Source organism: Pseudoalteromonas amylolytica (assembly GCF_001854605.1).
Lineage (GTDB): Bacteria > Pseudomonadota > Gammaproteobacteria > Enterobacterales > Alteromonadaceae > Pseudoalteromonas > Pseudoalteromonas amylolytica.
This window is the reverse complement of record NZ_MKJU01000031.1, coordinates 116,043-135,713: the sequence shown is the minus strand read 5'-3', so window position 1 is coordinate 135,713 and position 19,671 is coordinate 116,043. Positions and strand designations below refer to the sequence as shown.

The following is a 19,671-nucleotide window of genomic DNA, read 5'->3' as shown; positions in this document are numbered from 1 at the left end:
CTGCGGTCAGTATCCGCTGCGCAAAATTTAAATTGAATCAACGTATAAGGAAGCTATGTTATGCCACTAGATAAATCAATACATTTTATGTCACCGCAAGATCTCAAGCCTAATGAAGAGGTGATCCCTGAACGCGTAGAGTGGCTACAGCAAAAAGTGTTACATGAGCAGATTTGGCGCGTACCAATCACCGTGGATAGACTTTCTGGGTCTATCATGGATGGTCATCATAGACACTTGGTTGCGTGTCGTTTGGGTTTGGCAAAAGTTCCTTGTATTTTGCTGGATTATGATGAAGTCGAGTTCATTAGCACTCATCCGAGCAGAGCTTTAACACCTAAGTGTGTTATCGAGCATGCACAGGCAGGACAACGTTTGCCAGCTAAAAGCACGCGCCATCAATTTGTTCGTCCTTTACCAAATTGCAATATTTCACTTAAGTTGCTTATTGATAATAGTTATCAGTTAGATTATCATGCACTCAGAATTTAACTTTTAAATATAAATAATAATACTTATTAGTATAAGGACTAAAATGCTTCTTAAAAAATCTCTGCTCTGTGTGAGTGTTACCGCGTTGTTAGCTGGTGTTTCGCATACTGTATTAGCTGACGATATTGAACATGTAGAGATCCGTGCACAGCGCATGGCTTCCGACTTAAACTCTATCGCTCGCAATGTTTCAGTGATTGATGAGCAAATGTTGCGTACGCAATTCTCTAGCGCACAAAACATTGCTGAAGTATTGGCTAAAACGGTTCCGGGTATGGCACCTCCAACACCAGCATTAACAAACTTTGGTACAACACTACGTGGTCGTAATGCCTTAGTACTGATTGATGGTGTACCTATGAACACCAATCGCAATATCTCTCGTGATTTGCACAACCTGCATCCAGCACAAGTTGAACGAGTAGAGATCTTCCGTGGTGGTAATGCGCTATATGGTAGCGGTGCAACAGGTGGCGTTATCTATATTTATACTAAGGGTGGACAACAGGCGTCTGAAATTGCATCAAGTATTGAAGTGAAAAATGGAGCTTACACGCTAGCACAATCGTTTGTTGGTCAAGTAAATGACTGGCAATATCGTGTTGGCGCAAGCTATGAAAATGTTGATAGCTTTTCAGACGCTGATGGTGATCGTATCGCGGTTGAGCCAAGTCAGGGCGATAGCTTTGACAGTGATATCTACAGTTTTGATGCAAAGGTGTCGAAGACATGGGATGCGCAATCTTTATCTTTATCAGTATTAAGTTACGTACTTGAGCAAGACACTGACTATGCCTCAGACCCAACTGTGAAAGCGTTACCTTATATCAACAAAGCTCAGTCTATCAAAGGCCTACAGCTGGATAAGCAAAATCAGATCAACAACTTGGTTTTTAATGTTGGTTATCAAAACCAACTGAGTGAAAATAATAAACTGTCTGCGCAATTCTATTTCCGTGATTATGACGCACGTTTTGCACCATTCGATGGTCGTCCTTATGCTACTTGGAATCACTTGGCGCAAACGTATTTAGAGAGCACAAACTTAGGTCTTAAACTTACTGTAAACAGCCAGCTCAGTGAAAACCTAGAACTAGATTGGGGTTTTGACGCACAAGACGAGCGCAGTGAAATGCCTGTTACTACATATGACGGCGAAGTTTACGACAATAGCGGCTATTTAGTGTTCAAAGAAACGGGTGACAAAGCTTTTGTGCCAGAAATTAGCCACCGTACTTTAGCGGCATTCGCTCAAGCGCGTGCTAACGTGACGGAGCAACTTGGTGTTGAAGCAGGTCTTCGAGCCGAGCGCATTGATGCCAGCTTTGATGACTTTACAACCCTTGGACAAGCGGTTGCTATTTCTGGTAGTAGTTATGATTATAGCTCAACGGTTTACAATCTTGGTGTGACATACGATATCAATGATAACCATACAGTATATGTTGCATTCAATGAAGGATACGAGTTGCCTGATATTGGCTTACAGATCCGTTACGCTAGCAGCCAGTTTGATTTAAGTCAGTCATCATTACAACCCATTGAGTCAACAGATCGCGAAATTGGTTGGCGTGGGGAATTGGGGTCTTTAAGCTTCAGCGCAGCGTATTTTGTTTCTAAATCTGACTTAGGTCGTGTTAAGAGCGAAGGCATGGGTCTTTCAATCAGTCGTAACCAAGTTGAGATTGACGGTTTTGAAATCGCATCTTCATGGGACATGACCAATAACTTGAGCATGGACTTGAGCTACAGCAAAGCCAATGGTGACGAAAAAGCGCAAAACGCGGAACAATTCCAACAAATGAACGGCTTTAGCATTGCACCAAGCAAGCTGACCGCGCAGTTAAACTATGATCTCACCAGCAGTTGGCGCACAAATCTGACTTTTATGCACAGTGGCAGCAAAGACTATCGCTTAGAAGGTGAAAACGCATTTGGTCGAAGAGACGTTGAAAGCTATACCTTGGTTGATTTTAACTCTCAAATTGAGCTTGAGCAGGGCACTGTGACAGTGGGCATTGAGAACTTGTTCAATAATCAATACTTCCCAGTATACAGCCAGTTACAACGTAATGGTAATAACAGCAGTTCAATTCCTGGTCGCGGTCGCACCTTCTCGGTTAAATATCGCATCGTGTGGTAATACCGAGCAAATCTCCCTTAGGCTGCCACTCGGCAGCCTTTTTGCTACTATAACCATCTTTGTATTATGTCAGCGTTCGGTAACAGCGGAAGTTTTGCTAACTCATAATGCCAGCCTTTAACTGCACCTAGCAAAGCCTCTTGGTGTGGTATCAACATATAAATTGACAATCCAATCACAGCTAACTGCAATAGGCACGCCATCGGCGAGTTAATGGCCATGGGTTTGAGCGCACTGCCAAATGAGGCTTTTATATCATTGTTATTGATATCGACACTGTAACACTCATCTAAAATCAGATGAGTAAGCATACCCACGATGACTGCCACACCACACAACAGAGCGAAGTGGCTAGACTTACCACTTAAAATAGCAAGGTTGACAGCCAGCAGCGTTATCATTACCACATTCAATAAAGAGTGACTCGCACCGCGGTGAATGGTAAAGCGCTCAAATATGGGTTTTACCGCATACATTAAGACTAGATATACGCTAATCGCACTGAGCCAAATTTCAGTTAATGAGTTCAACGACCATATCACGGGCAGACAGATCCCAATACACAGCGCAAACACGGTGAATAGGCAGTTAAGTGAACGGGATTTATCCGCATCTAAATCGGGTAACAACCCCGCCAAACTGCCAATCACAAAAAGTAATAGCGTATCGGTTGGGGTAGCAGAAGAGGTAGCTAGAATAACTGAACCGAGCGCAGCGCTGGTGACTACAGAGCCTTTAAAATGAGTTTCAAAATTTGCCACAAATATCCTTAATCATTATGAGGTGCTTTACCTAGAGCTGTTATGCAAGTTTTGGATTTTAACGCAATATTAGATTTTGCAAAAAGCTATTCTTGTATCACATTATAAGATTGACCTTTGCTGTTTAACCGTTAAGCATAAGCAAGCACGAGTAGGGTAACTATCGAGTATGAGAAAGTGTAAATGAAGATGATATGTACAAGGATAAGAGGTGGAGATATAAAGTGATGACCACACAAGGTGTCATCACTTCACTGGTAACTTGCCTTATAACTATCTAAAGGAGAAGTTATTTTGGTTGAGCATCAATTGATTGGCCATTCACCGAAGTTGAATCATCACTCATCAAATATAAATAGGTTGGCATAAGTTGCTCAGGGGTTTTTAGACTGTCTTTATCTTCACCAGGGAATGCTGATGCACGCATGCTTGTGCGCGTCGCACCGGGGTTGATACAGTTAATACGGATATTGGTTTTTCCAACCTCTGATGCCCATGTTTGCATCATGCCTTCTGTAGCAAACTTAGAAATAGCGTAAGGACCCCAAAACTCACGACCCTGACGACCAACACCTGACGAGGTAAAGATGATTGACGCATTGGGCGCTTTTCGTAGTAGTGGGAACATATATTTGGTGATCATCGCCTGTGCTGTTACGTTGACCTTCATAATGTTCTCAAAGGTAGAAACGCAAAAGTGCTCAAGCGGCCCCAAGGAACCTAAAATTGATGCATTATTGAGTAATCCGTCTAATTTACCGAACTGTTGCTCAATGGTGGCTGCTAAGTCGCGATAATTTTGTTTAGTGGCCCCACGCATATCTAGCGGTACAATTGCCGGTTGAGGATAACCTGCGTTGACAATTTCATCATAGACACACTCAAGTTTTTTGGTAGTTTTGCCAAGTAAAATTACGGTTGCACCGTGCTTAGCATAAGTGATTGCAGCCACTCTACCGATACCATCACCAGCACCGGTTACTAAAATTGTTTTGTTCTCTAAGGCATTAGCCGCGGCTATATAATCGTGCATTTTCAACCTCAACTGGTAAATTTTCGACATTTTACCACAAGTTATCGAATTTATTGTAAATATAGGTGGCGAAAGGCTACACTTTACGTTAACTTTAACTGGTCTAATGTCTTATTAAAAACAAAATTACATAGTTTTAACGAATTAGAGCACTAAGAATAATAAGATTATGTCGGAGCCTATAAAATGAAAAAAATGCTACTCTCACTCGCGGTTTCTTCAGTCCTCGTCGGCTGTGGTGGCGGTGAAACATTAGAAGATGTAAAAAAAGATTCAACCCCAGTACTGCCTTCAGTTTCCATTAAATTTGACCCATCAAACAGTGTTATTTCTGTTCCTAACGATTTGCTTTTGAGTGGTACAAAAGATGGCACCCTTAATCTACCAGGTGAACTTGATGAAAATGGCAACCCAGCGGTAACGCGTGCACATTATTCGTCTCCATCATTGGCGTTGGGCGCGCAAGATGGCTGGTCTACACAAATGCCATATGTGATCGATTTAAATGTACCAGCGGGACAGTCTGTCAGTGCACAAGCTGCTAGCGACCCGCAATCAGTGCGTATTTTTGAAGTGGTTATGGGCGCCAGTCAAAGCGATGAACAATGTGCGGCTGTACCGGCAGGTATCGCGTGTCGCCTAGTTGGTGAGCTTGAAAATGGCATGACAGGCGATTTCGTATCTGTTTTAAATGACAGTGGCGATGGTATTGTGATCCAGCCACTGAAGCCGTTTAAAGCGGGCAAGACGTATATCACGGTGCTGACTGATTCGTTAACCATGGCTGATGGACGTGCCATTAAACCTTCTTCGACTTACACTTTACTGCGTCAAGATGCACCATTAGTGACAGACACGCAAATCGCACTACAAGCTGTGATTAAAAGTTATGAGAGTGCGGTAACAAGTGGTGGTGACTTAGCCAAAGAGAATATTATTTATACCGCTGCGGCTACGATGCAATCAGTTGGACCCGTTGTTGGCACTGTTAAAAAGCTAATGGCAGCCAGCCTTGCACAAGGCACTAACCCGAAAGTAGTTGTACCAGATCAACCTATGATGACCGTAGCTGATGTGTTATCTGCGGTGATCACTGACCCAGCAACGCTCGCACCATTTCAGGCTGTTCAATACATGCGTGGTAGTATCCAATTGCCTATGTATTCCGCTAAGCCTGCAACTACTGACATCAGCAGTGCCGCAGATACTTACTGGCGCGCTCAGTGTGATAGTGCTGTAGCGGTATTAGGTTATAAAGCGGCGATTGGTGGCACATTGCCTGAGCCACAAGCGGATACTAACGATGCGGCCTGTGCGGCGATGTCAAGTGGCGTACTACGTGATTTCGGTCTAGATACAACACGCTTCCTAACCAAGTACAACACGATTCCACAAGTTCAGTGGCTAGCGAATGTGCCTGTACAAATTACGAAGCCAATCCCTGAGCTATTTGGTATTGAACAACCAACAACAGGCTGGCCTGTGGTTATTCTTCAGCACGGCATTACCTCAAACAAAGAGGCAATGTTGGGCCTGACACTCGCGTTAAGCTCGCAAGGCTTTGCAACGGTTGCGATTGACCACCCAATGCACGGTGAGCGAGGTTTAGATATTGACGGTGATGGTACTGATGATTTCAATGCATCAAAAGGGTCAGTGCTATCTTACATGAACCTGACTTCTTTACTTGTTGCACGTGACAACTTGCGCCAGTCAGCAGTGGATTTACTTGGCTTACGTTTAGGGTTGAACTTTGTGAATCCTGCGCTGGGTTTGAACCCGATGCAAGTTAGCTATTTTGGTCAATCGTTGGGGGCTATAGTTGCACCAAGCTTTATTGCTCATGCGAACTTACCGCTTGACCCACAAGTTGACCCGTTATTTAAAGTACAAAGTGCAGCACTGGCAAGTGGCGGTAGTGGCATCGCGAGTTTCTTAGCTGAGTCAGAAGAGTTCGGCCCGTTCGTAAAAGGTTCTGTTTTATTAGCGGCTAACAATTTAGCATCTAAGGCATTTATCATCTTTATTGCAACGAATGCTGCGTCCGTTTGCCCTGTTGAAGGTATCGAGCCTAATCCACAAGATCCTGCATACCTATCTGCGGTAGCGCCATGTGCGTTTGTGGCTTATACCAAGCACCTAGCAGAAACTGGCGATACTCAATCACTGGCAGCGGTTCAAAGTATTATTCAACAGTTTGTTTATGCAGCTCAGACCGTGTTAGAGAGCGGCGACCCGGGTAACTATGCAAGCCTTGTTCAAGCTGTACAAACTCCGGTTTACATGAGTTTGATCACAGGTGGAGTTGACGGTAACAAAGCGGATACAGTTATTCCGCCGACCACAGCAAACCCTTTATCGGGCGGTACACCTATGGCTAACTTGATGGGTTTACAAACTGTATCTACAACACAGCTCTCAGAAACCCCTATGAGTTATGTTGTTAACTTTAGTCAAGGTAACCATGCTTCATCATTGACAACGTCAATGCGTGAAAATACCGGTGGGACGCCTCAAGGCCATGCCATGGCCGCAGTTGAAATGCAAACACAAATTGCGTCTTTCTTGAAATCAAAAGGGCTTTACTTGCAGATAACTAACTCTGCAGTTATTGCTAATTAATAGTTATTGAGTCAAGATGAGAAGCCGCTGTTAAGCGGCTTTTTTTATGGTTTATTGCTAGTTTTCAAAGGAGTCAACGTTGGCATTTTTATTTGAGTATGGTTTGTTTTTGGCGAAAGCTGTCACGCTAGTTGTTGCGATAGGCGTTGTTGTAGCGTTGATTGTTGGCGCAGGGCAAAAGTCGAAGAATGAATCAGGAGAAGTTGAGCTGAAAGATTTGTCAAAGCAAATGCAGCAAACCAAAGGGCGTTTTGTTGAGCAAGCTTTAGATAAAAAGGAACTCAAGGCTTATCATAAAGCATTAAAAAAACAACAGGACGAGCAGGACGAGGGCAAAGTCTTTGTGGTGGATTTTATCGGCAGCTTAGATGCTCATGAAGTTAAAAATTTACGCGAGGAGATTAGCGCAATTTTGACTATCGCTGATAAAAGTAAAGACCAAGTGGTAGTGAATGTAGAAAGCGGCGGTGGAGTCGTCCATGGTTATGGTTTAGCTGCTTCTCAGCTGAATCGCGTAAAGCTGCACGGCTTACCACTTACGGTTTGTGTAGATAAGGTGGCGGCAAGTGGTGGCTATATGATGGCTTGTGTTGCCGATAAAATCATTGCAGCACCTTTTGCGATCGTCGGTTCGATTGGAGTGTTGGCGCAAATTCCAAACTTTAATAAAATTCTCAAAAAGAACGATGTTGACTTTGAACAGATCACAGCTGGTGAATATAAGCGTACATTGACTATGTTTGGTGAAAACACTGAGAAAGGGCGCGAAAAGTTCAAAGAAGAAATCGAGCACACACATGGCCTGTTTAAATCTTTCGTTGCAGAACATAGACCTCAGCTTGATATATCTAAGGTCGCGACAGGGGAGCACTGGTTTGCAACATATGCCAAGTCATTCAATCTGGTAGATGAAATTAGTACCAGTGATGACGTGTTGATGTCTTTAGACAAGACGCACCAACTCTTCAAGGTTACTTATAGAGGTAAAAAGACGCTGTCAGAGAAAGTAGGATTGGGCTTTAGTGCCGCGCTTGAAAGGGTCGGTGTATCCTTGTGGTCAAAAGTTAACAATGCTCGCCTGTAGGTAAACACATAAACTACTTTTTAAATATGCACTTGGTTAAAGCCAAGTGCTTATTATTAAAGAGAGTAAGTGCTGATAATTCGGTAAACTTCGTTAATATTATCGCCAGCTTTAAATTCTTTACAGATAGGTGTGGGATCTGAGCCAACCCAGATTTTTAGCTCTGCGTCTAAGTCGAAGTGACCTGCGCTTTCTTTACTGAACTTGGTGATTTTGTTATATGGAATACTGAGGACCTCAACCTTCGAGCCGGTCACTCCCTGTTTATCAATGAGCAACAGCCGTTTATTTGAAAACACAAACATGTCTCGAATGACTTGATATGCTTTTTCAATATGTTCGCCTTCGATTAGTGTATCTTTAAGTAACGCATCCAGTTTATCGTGATCGACTTCACTGGCATTTCCTAAAATACCGCTTAATAATCCCATCATTTAGTCCTTCTGAAATAGTTGGTTTTCAAGTGTATGGCCGTTGACCAGTTGATGATACTGCCAGTTACATTTATAGCAGTATTTAAGCAAGTGTATATCAAATTGTTCAAACTCCCATTGATACTCAATGATATATTCCTTGTTCTGGCTTTGAGTAACATGGAGCACACCGCTGAGCTGTTTGAGGCGCTCTAGTGCATCTTTGTATTGCTCATGTAGTTGCAAGGTAATGTATTTGCTTTGGCCGACAGGAGCGTTACGGTTATGGGCCGTGAGCTTTCCTTGGTCTAAATACAAGACGTGATCGCATAGGCGTTCTAGCTCAGCCAAATCATGGGAGCTTAAAATAAAACTAATATCATCACTCAATGTCGATATTAGCGATCGGATCTCTCTGGCGTGCAGGGGGTCTAGTCCTGCAGTGGCTTCGTCTAATAAAACGATTTTGGGAGAGCCAAGTAATGCTTGAGCTATACACACGCGCTTTCTCATACCATGTGAAAGCTCATTGATTTGCGAGTGATGATTATCACTTAGACCAACTAATTCTAGTACTCGGGCCGTTTCTTTAAGAGCTTCACTCTTGCTAAACCCTTGTAGGGCCCCATAAAAGCTCATCTGCTTTTCAATAGAGAATCTAGGGTCCAGCATCGCATCTTGTGGTAGTGCAGTGAGCTTGCCAAACAGCGAAGGGTGACGCAAAGGCTGACCTAGAATTTTTACATCACCGCGGTCGGGCGCAAGATAACCACACAGAATGCTGAATAAGGTGGTTTTACCTGCTCCGTTGGGGCCAACAAGTGCGGTAGTGGTACCAGCATCTATGGTAAAGCTCACATCATTAAGGGCTTTTTTGTTGCCAAACGATTTCGACAGTTGTTTGACTTCAATAAGTGTACTCATAGCGCACGTCTCCTAAAAATGAATACACCCAATGCAAGTAGTGCGGCGGTTTGTATGGCAGGGAGTCCCCATAGTATCAGTGGAACATTTTCATGTGGTGCAACATCTAGTAGTTGTACACCTGGGAAGATATAAAAAAGCACCTCTATAGCACTTAGATAACTGCTAGCAAAACTCAGTAGCGCGTTGCCAAGCGTAAATAGTAAGATAGCAAGCACAATGGAAAGCCTTGATGAGCTGCTAATCAGGTTAAGCACTGCCATCAGCGCGATAAAAGGCATAACGATAACTGTGAGTTGTATTACTAGCGTGAAAGCCAGCAAGGAGCCAGATAAAAATAACTCTGGGGCGCGATAGACCATTACACAAAATGTTGCCAATGCGGTGAGTGCTATCAGGCTAAATACAATGGTGAGCTGACCTAAGAATCGACCCATTAAGGTTTCGTCTCGGGTACAACGCAAGCTCAAAAACCTTAGTGTACCTCTTTGTCTGTCGCCAACCGTTTGATCAGAACATACAAACAAGGCAAAAACTGGAAAACTATATAAGGCAATCAGCCAGAAAATAGCCAGCTCGGCTTGTGGCCAGCTAGCCAGTGCTTTTAATCCTACATTGCCAGCGAGCTGTTGTGCAACACCTGAAAATTCAGGGCTACTTAGAAATGGTACCGCATGTCCAATCGGATAGCGGAGTATCATGAGCCACAACATGGCAAAAGCGGATAGGGCAAGTAGACCCCGTTTTGTGGCAAATAGGCGAGTTAACTCAAATTGTGCTAACTGCCACACTCTTTGTATATTCATAGTATCTCCTTTGAACATACAGTAACCTGTTAGGCATAGGATAGAAACCGCAAATATGTTTCAGAGTGTGGCAAATGTAACATTTACCTGCTTAGGGTATTACCAGCCACATTGACGACCTTTATTTTGCTCGTCTAAGTACTTTTGTAACGGCGCAAAGTAGTCAAGAATAGCTGTTGCATCCATTTGCTTTTTACCCGTGACAGATTCTAGAGCCTCTTGCCATGGACGGCTGCTACCCATTTCCAACATTGTATTTAGCTTTTCACCTGCTTCTTTGGATTTGTAAATAGAGCAGCGGTGAATAGCTTCTTTGTTGTCTGCGATTTCACACAATGAGCGGTGGAAATCAAACTGTAGAATATGCGCTAGGAAGTAACGAGTGTACGGTACGTTACCAGGTACATGGTATTTTGCACCGGCATCAAAATCAGCTTCTGTGCGTGCAATCGGTGCTTTGATACCTTGATACTTTTCGCGTAGGTCCCACCAAGCTTGGTTGTATTGCTCAGGACTAATTTCACCTGAGAATACCTTCCAACGCCATTGGTCAACTAATAAACCAAATGGAATAAAGGCAACTTTGTCTAAGGCCATGCGCATCAACAGACCAATGTCTTTTGACTCATCCGGTACAGTATCTAGCAAGCCAATCTCTTTTAAGTAACCAGGAGTTACTGACAGGGCTATGGTGTCACCAATTGCTTCGTGGAAGCCATCATTGGCACTGTCTTGGTAATAAATCGGCTGGTTTTTGTATGCGCGCTGATAGAAGTTATGACCAAGCTCGTGGTGAATGGTTGAGAACTCTTCGCCAGTGCGCTGGATACACATCTTGATGCGGATGTCGTCTTGGTTGTCTAAGTTCCATGCAGAGGCGTGGCATTGTACGTCTCTGTCACGCGGCTTAAGAAATAGTGAACGCTGATAGAAGGTTTCCGGTAGTGGCGCAAACCCCATCGAAGTGAAGAATTTTTCAGCACCTGTAACCATATCCATTTCAGAGTAGTTATGTTCTGCTAGCAGCTCAGTTACATCATAGCCTGGGTCCGCGTTGTCTGGTGCAACCACATCGTAAATGTTACCCCATTGTTGTGCCCACATGTTACCCAACAAGTGTGCTGGAATAGGCTTGTCTTGAGGTACTTTGTCTTCGCCATATTTTTCGCCAAGTTTGGCTCTGACATGACAATGAAGCGCATTGTAAAGAGGTTTAACTTGGCCCCAAAGGCGGTCTAACTCGTTAGCAAATTCATTCGCTGGCATATCATATTTACTGCGCCACATGGCGCCAGTATCTTCATAGCCAAGCTCTTTTGCACCCTCATTGGCCAATACAACTTGTTTTTCGAAAAGCGGACGCATTGGTTTAGATATTTGACGCCAGCCTTGCCATGTATCTAGTAACTCTTCGTAATCACGGCTGTTTGCCATGGTGGTAGTGAGTTCACCAAGGCTTTGACAGTTTTTACCATCTTTACAGTAATTACCTTTTGCGTATATACCATCAAGTTCAGCAAGCAGTCCTGCCAGTTGCTCTGATTTTTCGGCGTTCTGTGGGGCTGCAATCGTCAACTTAAGTTTAAGCTTATCCATTTTTCTGCGGTTGTCTTCGCTTAAGCTTAGAGAATCAAAACGAGCAGCTTCGCTTGCTAAACGTACAACGGTATCCGTTGACTCTTGCCCTACACTCGCGGCTAAGGCAGCTGTATCTTCGGTCACAAAGTTAGCGTAAATCCACTGTGCGCGATTTTCTCTGATACTTAAGTCTTCCAAAGTTGCTTGTGCATTTGCTAGGAAAGTTTCTGCATCTTGCTCAGTCAGAGTTTGCTTATTTTTTTCAGTGCTATTACAGCCTGATAGTGACAGTGCAGTAGCAACTACACATGCACCAACACTCAGTCTAAATAATGGTTTCATTTGATTTATCACTTGTTGTTGTTTGAGCGTTGAATAATAACAGTGTGCTTAGCAGGCGACAAATAATGTAGGTTCAATGGTGCAGATAAATTGAGTTTGCTGGATTTTTAAGCATACTTAAAGCGTTACGAACAGGAGGTCTGTATGGGTATCATTGTATTTATTATTGTCGTTGTGTGCGTTATTTTCGCATTTCAACCACTGCGTTATCGAGTCATTAGCTTACCTGTGAAGCGGTATTTTAAACGTGCTTTACCTAAGCTAACACAGACAGAGCAAGAAGCTATGGAGGCTGGAGATACTTGGTGGGATAGCCAACTCTTTTCAGGTCACCCGAATTGGCATAAATGGCATCAAAATGATGCGCCGCTACTGAGCGATAGTGAGCAAGACTTTATTGATAATGAATTGCAAACGTTGCTATCGATGCTGGATGAGCAGCAAATCAGGCATGATAAAGACTTACCTGAGCCTGTTTGGAACTACCTCAAAGAAAATGGCTTTTTTGCTTTTATTATTCCGAAAAAATATGGCGGTAGAGAATTCAGCGCTCAGGCTAACTCTACTATTGTGGCTAAAATAGCCAGCAAAAGCTTGTCTGCGGCTGTCACTGTGATGGTACCAAATAGTCTGGGGCCCGCAGAATTGTTAATGCATTATGGTACCCCAGAGCAAAAGAGTGATTGGTTGCCAAAACTGGCGACCGCAGAAGCGTTGCCTTGCTTCGCATTAACAGCGCTAGAAGCTGGCTCTGACGCAGGAGCAATATCAGACTATGGAGTGGTATGTAAAAAGACTTTTCAAGGTAAAAAGGTACTTGGCTTACAGTTAACTTGGTCAAAACGCTATATAACCTTGGCACCAGTTGCTACCGTTTTGGGGTTAGCATTTAAAGCCTATGATCCAGATGGGTTATTGGGGGATAAATCTGCACTGGGCATCACTTGTGCTTTGATCCCGACTGATCACAAAGGTGTAAAAACTGGAGGCCGTCATAATCCACTCGATCAAGGCTTTATGAATGGTACAACAGAAGGTAAAGATGTTTTCATTCCTTTAGAGTGGGTCATTGGTGGTCAAGCGGGAATTGGGAAGGGATGGCGTATGTTGGTATCTTGCCTAAGCGCCGGTAGGGGGATTTCGCTACCAGCATTGAGCGCGGGCACCGCGCACTTATGTACCCGAACAACGTCGGCATATGCTAGAGTTCGTGAGCAGTTCGGGCTGTCTATTGCTGATTTTGAAGGCGTCCAAGAAAGTTTGGCAAGAATTGCAGGACTGACATATAGCATTGAAGCCTGTAGACAAACTACGGCACAAGCCATTGATATGAAAAAAAGCCCCGCTGTAATTACCGCCATTGCTAAGTATCATCTAACAGAAATGTCACGCCTTGTGATGAATGATGCGCTGGATATTCATGGTGGTAAAGCTATTCAAAAAGGACCGAGTAATTATCTTGCCAACAATTATACGGGAATCCCAATTTCGATTACGGTGGAAGGTGCCAATATTTTAACGCGCAGTCTAATGATCTTTGGACAAGGAGCTACAAGGTGTCATCCTTTTATATTTAAAGAGATCCAAATCATCCAAAATAGCCAAGCAGATGATGGCTTAAGAGAATTTGATAAATTGCTGATGTCACATATTCAACATACGGCGGTTAACGTGTTTAAAGCTTTGTGGTTAGGTTTGACAAGAGGGTATGGGTTGCCTGCGACCATATCTGGGCCAACACAAAAATATTATCAAAAGCTCAATTGGCTCAGTGTTTGCCTTGCGGTCTGTGCCGATTTAGCGATGTTAAGATTGGGTGGTGAACTGAAACGAAAAGAGCTGTTGTCGGCGAGGCTCGGTGATGTGTTAAGCCACTTATATTTGGCATCATGTGTGTTAAAAAAATATGAGCACGATGGGCGTCAGCAGGGTGACTTAAATGCCGTTCACTACGCGTTATCGCATCATCTTAAGGCTGGTTTTAGCGCTTTGGATGACTTTATAGATAATTTCACCAATCGCTTTGCTGGGCAACTCATTAAACGCTGGTGTCATGCATTTGGTCACGGTGCAAAAGGACCAAGCGATAAAATTATCGCAGGGGTATGTACAGCACTTTGGAAAGATAAAAGTGCGCGTGAGCGGATAAGTCATTTATGTTGCAGTGAATCTAACCCTGCCGTAGCTGAGGTAGAGCAAGCTTACCTTAGCTACAAGTCTACAATCGCTGCTCGAAACAAGCTCAAGCAGTGGCAAAGCAGTTATAAAGTTTACTACTATGACAAATCGTTTGCGGATCTAGTTTCGTTGGCGGTCAGTGATCAGGTAATAAGCCAAGAAGAAGCGCAATCACTTATTGAGTCTGAAGATTTACGTCAAAAAGCGATTGCAGTTGATGTGTTTTGATTAGGTGTGCTTAACGGGCAAATGGGTCTGGGTTGATTTTATCTATGTACCATTTGCCTTTTTTCCTAAGCATTTGGACACTACGCATATCATCAACCTTTTCACCGTTAAAATAGCCGGTAAATACTAAATTAACCTTCGCGTTGTCACCATATTGTTCACGCAGGCTCTCGTTCGTCATATCAACTTCAATGGTGACTTCATCAAAGCGCATATTGACAAGGTTACGGGTAAATTGTGATGCGGTACCGTATGAGCGCATAATTCTTGCAAGTCTCGGAGTGACATGCTCAAGCGCCAAATCCATATTATTTTTATTATATAAAGCATCAAAATAGATTGTAGCCGTGTAACCTGGGGTATCTTCATCACCTCTGGGTTTATCTTCTTCAACACAGCCAACTAGAATTAGACACAAAGTCACTAAAATCGTATGTATTAACTTCATAATAAATTGAATTAGTTCTAGATAACCTAAGTTTGTAAGCAAACTTGCAATATGTAAAGGTGGAATCGTTCAGAAATAAAAAAAGCTCGTTAACGAACGAGCTTTTTGGTTGGGAAGATTACTTTTGTCTTAAATTTGTTCTGAAGTTAGCCGGTTATTATCAGTATCAGCTTTTTTAAACCATTTTCTGAATAACGCTTTTATGTCCTCTAGCATGACATACTGACAAGGTATCAAGATTAGGGTAATAACAGTGGCGAATAGCACACCAAAGGCGAGTGATACTGCCATTGGAATTACTATTTGCGCTTGCAGACTAGTCTCAGTGATGATTGGTACAAGACCCATAAACGTAGTTAACGAAGTCAATAGAATTGCTCTAAAACGTCGACATCCAGCCTCAATCACCGCCTGCTTAATGGTACTGCCTTGCTCTCTGGCCTTGTTTACGAAATCCACCATAACCAAAGAGTCATTAACGACCACACCCGCTACGGCTATGATGCCAAAGAATGACAAGCTGCTCATCGTCATGCCCATAACAACGTGCCCTACAACCGCGCCAACAACACCAAATGGAATGACCGACATGATTAGAATTGGTTGTGAATATGAACGTAGAGGAATAGCCAGCAATGCGAAGATGATCATCAGTGACAATACAAAATCTCTGATTTGCTCTGCGACACTGTCCATTTCTTCTTGAATTCGACCGGCAACATTGCTACTGACACCTGGGTAACTCTTAAGTAGCGTTGGTAAGTATTCATCTCGAATTTCCTCCGCTATTTTGAACGGTTCGGCTTGGTTGGTATCAACAGACGCCCACACGTTCACTGTACGTTTAGCGTTTTCTCGGCGAATACGGTTAACACCATCAACCAATTTTACATCTGCAACTTCAATGAGTGGAACTTCAGCGCCTGAAGGAGTAATGATACGAACATCCTGTATATCACTGATTGAGTTACGAGACTCTTTGGGATAGCGGATCATAACTTTGATTTCTTCGCCTTCTCGCAAAATACGTTGAGCTTCAAGTCCGTAGTAGCTGAAGTTTACTTGAGATGCCACATCCGATAGCGTAAGCCCCATACTGTAGGCCAGCGGTTTAAGCTCGAGTTGAACTTCATCCGTAGCACTTTGCATAGAGTCATTAATATCACCAACCCCTTCAATACTGCCAAGTTTCTCTTTGAGTAAATTAGCGACTTCTTTAAGTTGGTCTTTATTTTTACCTTCAAGGCGGAAGTTAATATCACCGTCATCACGCCCGCCGTTCATAATACTGTCTTGAATATTTAGCGTTTTTACTCCTGGAAGTGGCGGCATCTGTTCACGCCACATGGCACTGAGCGCGAACGTATCGATAGGGCGAAGATCGGGCTCTACCAATATGGCCATAATGTTAGCGTTAGTACGGCCTCGAAGGCTTACAGATAAGTCACGGATCATTCCCGTGCCGTATTTCTCTTCTATTTGCTTATCCACATCTAAGATCAATGCTTCAATCTTTTGGGCTGTTTGTAAGGTCGCTGACTCTGATGAAGATAAGTTCATTTCAATACGAACCTCTGGGAAGTCATGAGGAATTTTTGGATTGGCAACAAACTTAATTAAACCACCGGCGAACAGACCTGCGGTCACAATGATAATCGTTAGGAAGCTAACAATAACAGTGTAGCGATAGTGAATGCAGCGCTCAATGAACGGGCGGTACAGGTCTTCAATAAAGTGCTTAAGTCCACTGTCTAGCGATTCACGTAGGCGGTGGAATGGGTTTTTAGGATTACTTGGTTTATCTTTCATTGCCGCAAGGTGCGCAGGCAATATTAGTTTTGATTCTATCAATGAGAAGAGCAAACACAAGATAATTACGCCCCCAATGGCTTTTGAGAACGCCGCGGCAGGGCCGGTTGCGAATGTTTGTGGTAAAAATGCGGCGACTGTTGTAAGTACGCCAAATGTTGCAGGAATTGCGACGCGTTTAACGCCACGTACTACATTATCTAGGGTATGTCCATGTTGTTCAATTTCGGCGTGTACTGATTCGCCAACAACAATGGCATCATCGACCACAATACCCAGCACCAGAATAAAGGCAAACAATGAGGCTAAGTTGATGGTGATATCGAGTGCGCCTATGGGCATAAACAAAAATGCACCAAGGAACGATACTGGCAGTCCCATCATAACCCAAAAAGCTAGCCTTACTCTTAAGAATAAAGCCAACATGAGCATCACCAAAATACCACCGAGAATCATATTCTCGACCATCATATTTAGACGACCGTTCAGGTAGTAGGTTAAATCAATCAATGGCTCAATACCGGTGCCCTCAGGCAAGGTTTTTGAGCGCTCAGCGAGATAGTTTTTGATGGTAGTCGCAACTTTGGTGATGTCTTGATCTTTTGATGCTTGAATTTCAAATGTTAGCGAGTTCTTACCATTGTATTTGGAGTATTGCAGCCCTTCTTCAAAGCCATCGTGAACGGTTGCCACGTCACCTAAAAGAATTTGCGCTCCGTCCTCTAAAGTTCTAAGAGGAAGATTTTCAAACTCTTTACCTCGATAAGCTTGATTCTCAACTCGCATTGAAATGTAACCATTTTCTGAACGAATTTGTCCCGCTGACATGTTGGCAGAGAATGCTTTCACAGCTTGAGAAATATCTCTGAAGGTCAGATCATATTCTCTTAGCTTATCTGGACTTATTTCTATGCCAATTTCGTAATTTAAACCACTATGAAACTCCACCAGATTGATGCCAGGTAGCGCGAGCATTTCATCGTGAATTACATTGCCGAGATTTTTAAGTTGGGCATTGCTTAAATCGCCATATAGCGATATCCACATGACTTCTTGTACAAACTTGTCATAGCTAACAATCGGTCGCTCCATTCCCACGGGAAAGCTAGGTATGGAGTCCACTTGCATTTTGACTTCGTCAAGCACAGTAAGTGGTTCATAATGCTCTTCTACTTCGATCCAAGTTTGTGAAAAGCCACGGTTGGAATAAGTGATCATGCGTTTGATCCCTTCAAGCCCTTCCATGGCTTCCTCAACTTTAATCGTGATACCTTCTTCTACTTCCTGTGGGGCAGCACCTGGGTATACAGCCTGCACACTTAACCAATGGCTCTCAAATTGAGGGAACATTTGCTTGCGAATGGAAAATGCAGTGAGCAAACCACCGATGAGAATGAAGGCCATCAACAGGTTTGCAGCAACAGGGTTGCGTGCAAACCAGGCAATTAAGCCTTTTTCAGTTAGATGACTCATGGCTTACTCCTCTTTTAACGCAAGTTGCGTGTCTGCAACTGAGTGCGTACCGTCATTGAGTTGTAATTGCATCCCCTCCGTTGGATACTCAAGTGCGGAAGTAATTAGCTGAGCGCCGTCATTAACACCACTGTCAATGATTGTTTTACCATTGTATTCGCGTACGACATTTAAAGCTTTGAAGCTCAGTGTTTCATCACTGTTAAGCACGGCAATTCTGCCGTCTTTGACTAAGTGTTGCGGGATTGCAGCGGCGTTCTCGAGAATTTTGCCGTTAATCGTGGCGTTTAAATATGCGCCAAATCGAAGTGGAGTGCGCTGGTCGGAATAGGGGTGTTGTATTTGCGCAACTAAGTACGTCATGCGGCTGCGTTGGTCTATTACTCCTTCACTACGAACAATTTTGCCTTGCCACTGTGCCGGTTTACCCTCTACATGTGCTGTTAGCGTGACGTTGGCATTAATACCGCCATCCACAAGGTATTGTAATTCATTATCTGCAACGGGTAGGCGAACTTCTGCAACAGAAATTGCATTTAGCTCACCAAATTTACTGCCTGGATTTACCACGCTGCCTAAGCTCAATTCTCGACTTGCAATGATAGCGTCGTACGGTGCTTTGATGTATGTGCGTTCTAAGTTACGCTTGGCTCGTTTAACACTAGCTTGTGCGGCACGGAAACTTGCTAACTTCTCAGCTAATTGAGGTTTACGTAAATACAATTCAGACGGAATTGTGGCATTGGCATTGTCCTTTATGCGTTGCCATTCCTTTTTTGCAACATGGGCTTGTGCTTGTTCAATCTCAAGTGCTGAGCTTGCTCGTGCTAAGTTTGCTTCAGACTCGATAAGTGCAGCTTCATAGTCGTTAGGATCGATACGGGCTAAGATTGCGCCTTTTTTTACAAATCCTCCTTTTACAAAAGCATCTGATACTTCAATGACTTGCCCGCTCACTTGTGCAACCAACTCAGTGGTATATTTGGGTTTAACCAAGCCGTAGGAGTCTACATTAAGCTGCATTGGTGCAACGACGATAGGCTCAGCCTCTACAAGAGGATGAACGATTTGTTCGGATTTTTCTTCAGGTGGTTGCTTCATCGCTGAGAATGCGCCTGCAACACCTATGCCTCCAATGAGTACCACAAGGGGTAAGAATATTTGTTTTTTACTAGCCACGTTATCTTCCTTCCAACTGTTGATGTTGTTGGTATTTGCATCAGTGTTAATACCATTAGCTGCATATTAAACGATAAGATATGTCTAGTTGTTTATTTAGGTTCTAAAGTTGTAACAAAGCATTACATTTGCGTCGACTTCGAAATATTTAATACCAA

The 19,671-nt window shown here is 43.3% G+C and carries 14 protein-coding genes; 5 read left to right on the top strand and 9 right to left on the bottom strand.

The window, feature by feature from the left end; genetic code table 11:
• Positions 1–60 precede the first annotated feature (60 nt).
• Together BET10_RS18345 and BET10_RS18340 are read left to right on the top strand one after the other, a co-directional pair.
• Positions 61–492 (top strand): ParB N-terminal domain-containing protein, encoded by a 432-nt coding sequence (locus BET10_RS18345; protein ID WP_083330607.1) that lies wholly within the window; start codon positions 61–63, stop codon positions 490–492.
• Positions 493–535: 43 nt separating this feature from the next.
• Positions 536–2,635 carry a TonB-dependent receptor gene (locus BET10_RS18340; RefSeq protein ID WP_070987140.1) on the top strand — a complete coding sequence of 700 codons (2,100 nt, stop codon included), beginning with the start codon at positions 536–538 and terminating at the stop codon, positions 2,633–2,635.
• A gap of 47 nt (positions 2,636–2,682) precedes the next feature.
• Here the strand turns inward: BET10_RS18340 and BET10_RS18335 are convergent, their stop codons facing one another.
• Entirely contained in the window at positions 2,683–3,396 is a 714-nt protein-coding gene (locus BET10_RS18335; protein WP_070987139.1) for a metal-dependent hydrolase, read from the bottom strand.
• A gap of 289 nt (positions 3,397–3,685) precedes the next feature.
• Positions 3,686–4,429 carry a YciK family oxidoreductase gene (locus BET10_RS18330; protein ID WP_070987138.1) on the bottom strand — a complete coding sequence of 248 codons (744 nt, stop codon included), beginning with the start codon at positions 4,427–4,429 and terminating at the stop codon, positions 3,686–3,688.
• 186 nt (positions 4,430–4,615) lie between these two features.
• Between BET10_RS18330 and BET10_RS18325 the strand changes: the two genes are divergently transcribed.
• Both BET10_RS18325 and sohB read left to right on the top strand, forming a co-directional pair.
• Positions 4,616–7,051, top strand: a complete 2,436-nt coding sequence (locus BET10_RS18325) for a VolA/Pla-1 family phospholipase (protein WP_070987137.1) — start codon at positions 4,616–4,618, stop codon at positions 7,049–7,051.
• A gap of 79 nt (positions 7,052–7,130) precedes the next feature.
• Positions 7,131–8,135 (top strand): protease SohB, encoded by a 1,005-nt coding sequence (sohB, locus tag BET10_RS18320; RefSeq protein ID WP_070987136.1) that lies wholly within the window; start codon positions 7,131–7,133, stop codon positions 8,133–8,135.
• 56 nt (positions 8,136–8,191) lie between these two features.
• Here sohB and BET10_RS18315 read toward each other — a convergent pair whose 3' ends face one another.
• From BET10_RS18315 to BET10_RS18300, 4 genes are all read right to left on the bottom strand, one after another.
• On the bottom strand, positions 8,192–8,566 hold the full coding sequence (locus BET10_RS18315; RefSeq protein WP_070987135.1) for a PH domain-containing protein: 375 nt from the start codon (positions 8,564–8,566) through the stop codon (positions 8,192–8,194).
• 3 nt (positions 8,567–8,569) lie between these two features.
• Entirely contained in the window at positions 8,570–9,472 is a 903-nt protein-coding gene (locus tag BET10_RS18310; RefSeq protein WP_070987134.1) for an ABC transporter ATP-binding protein, read from the bottom strand.
• Positions 9,469–10,278: an ABC transporter permease subunit gene (locus BET10_RS18305; protein WP_096348967.1), complete on the bottom strand. Its 810-nt coding sequence runs from the start codon at positions 10,276–10,278 to the stop codon at positions 9,469–9,471. The genes BET10_RS18310 and BET10_RS18305 overlap by 4 nt, the downstream gene beginning before the upstream one ends.
• A gap of 99 nt (positions 10,279–10,377) precedes the next feature.
• Complete coding sequence (locus tag BET10_RS18300; protein WP_070987132.1) at positions 10,378–12,198, bottom strand: M2 family metallopeptidase; 1,821 nt, start codon at positions 12,196–12,198, stop codon at positions 10,378–10,380.
• Positions 12,199–12,342: 144 nt separating this feature from the next.
• On the opposite strand from BET10_RS18300, the gene BET10_RS18295 reads away from it, so the two are divergent.
• Positions 12,343–14,604 carry an acyl-CoA dehydrogenase gene (locus BET10_RS18295; RefSeq protein ID WP_070987131.1) on the top strand — a complete coding sequence of 754 codons (2,262 nt, stop codon included), beginning with the start codon at positions 12,343–12,345 and terminating at the stop codon, positions 14,602–14,604.
• A 10-nt stretch (positions 14,605–14,614) separates the two neighbouring features.
• Here the strand turns inward: BET10_RS18295 and BET10_RS18290 are convergent, their stop codons facing one another.
• The 3 genes from BET10_RS18290 to BET10_RS18280 form a co-directional block, all read right to left on the bottom strand.
• Positions 14,615–15,052, bottom strand: coding sequence for a hypothetical protein (locus tag BET10_RS18290; RefSeq protein WP_070987130.1), 438 nt, complete (start codon positions 15,050–15,052; stop codon positions 14,615–14,617).
• Between the two features lie 129 nt (positions 15,053–15,181).
• A complete protein-coding gene (locus BET10_RS18285) occupies positions 15,182–18,334 on the bottom strand; it encodes an efflux RND transporter permease subunit (protein WP_070987129.1) in 3,153 nt (1,050 codons plus the stop codon).
• 3 nt (positions 18,335–18,337) lie between these two features.
• Complete coding sequence (locus BET10_RS18280; protein WP_070987128.1) at positions 18,338–19,513, bottom strand: efflux RND transporter periplasmic adaptor subunit; 1,176 nt, start codon at positions 19,511–19,513, stop codon at positions 18,338–18,340.
• Positions 19,514–19,671: the final 158 nt, after the last annotated feature.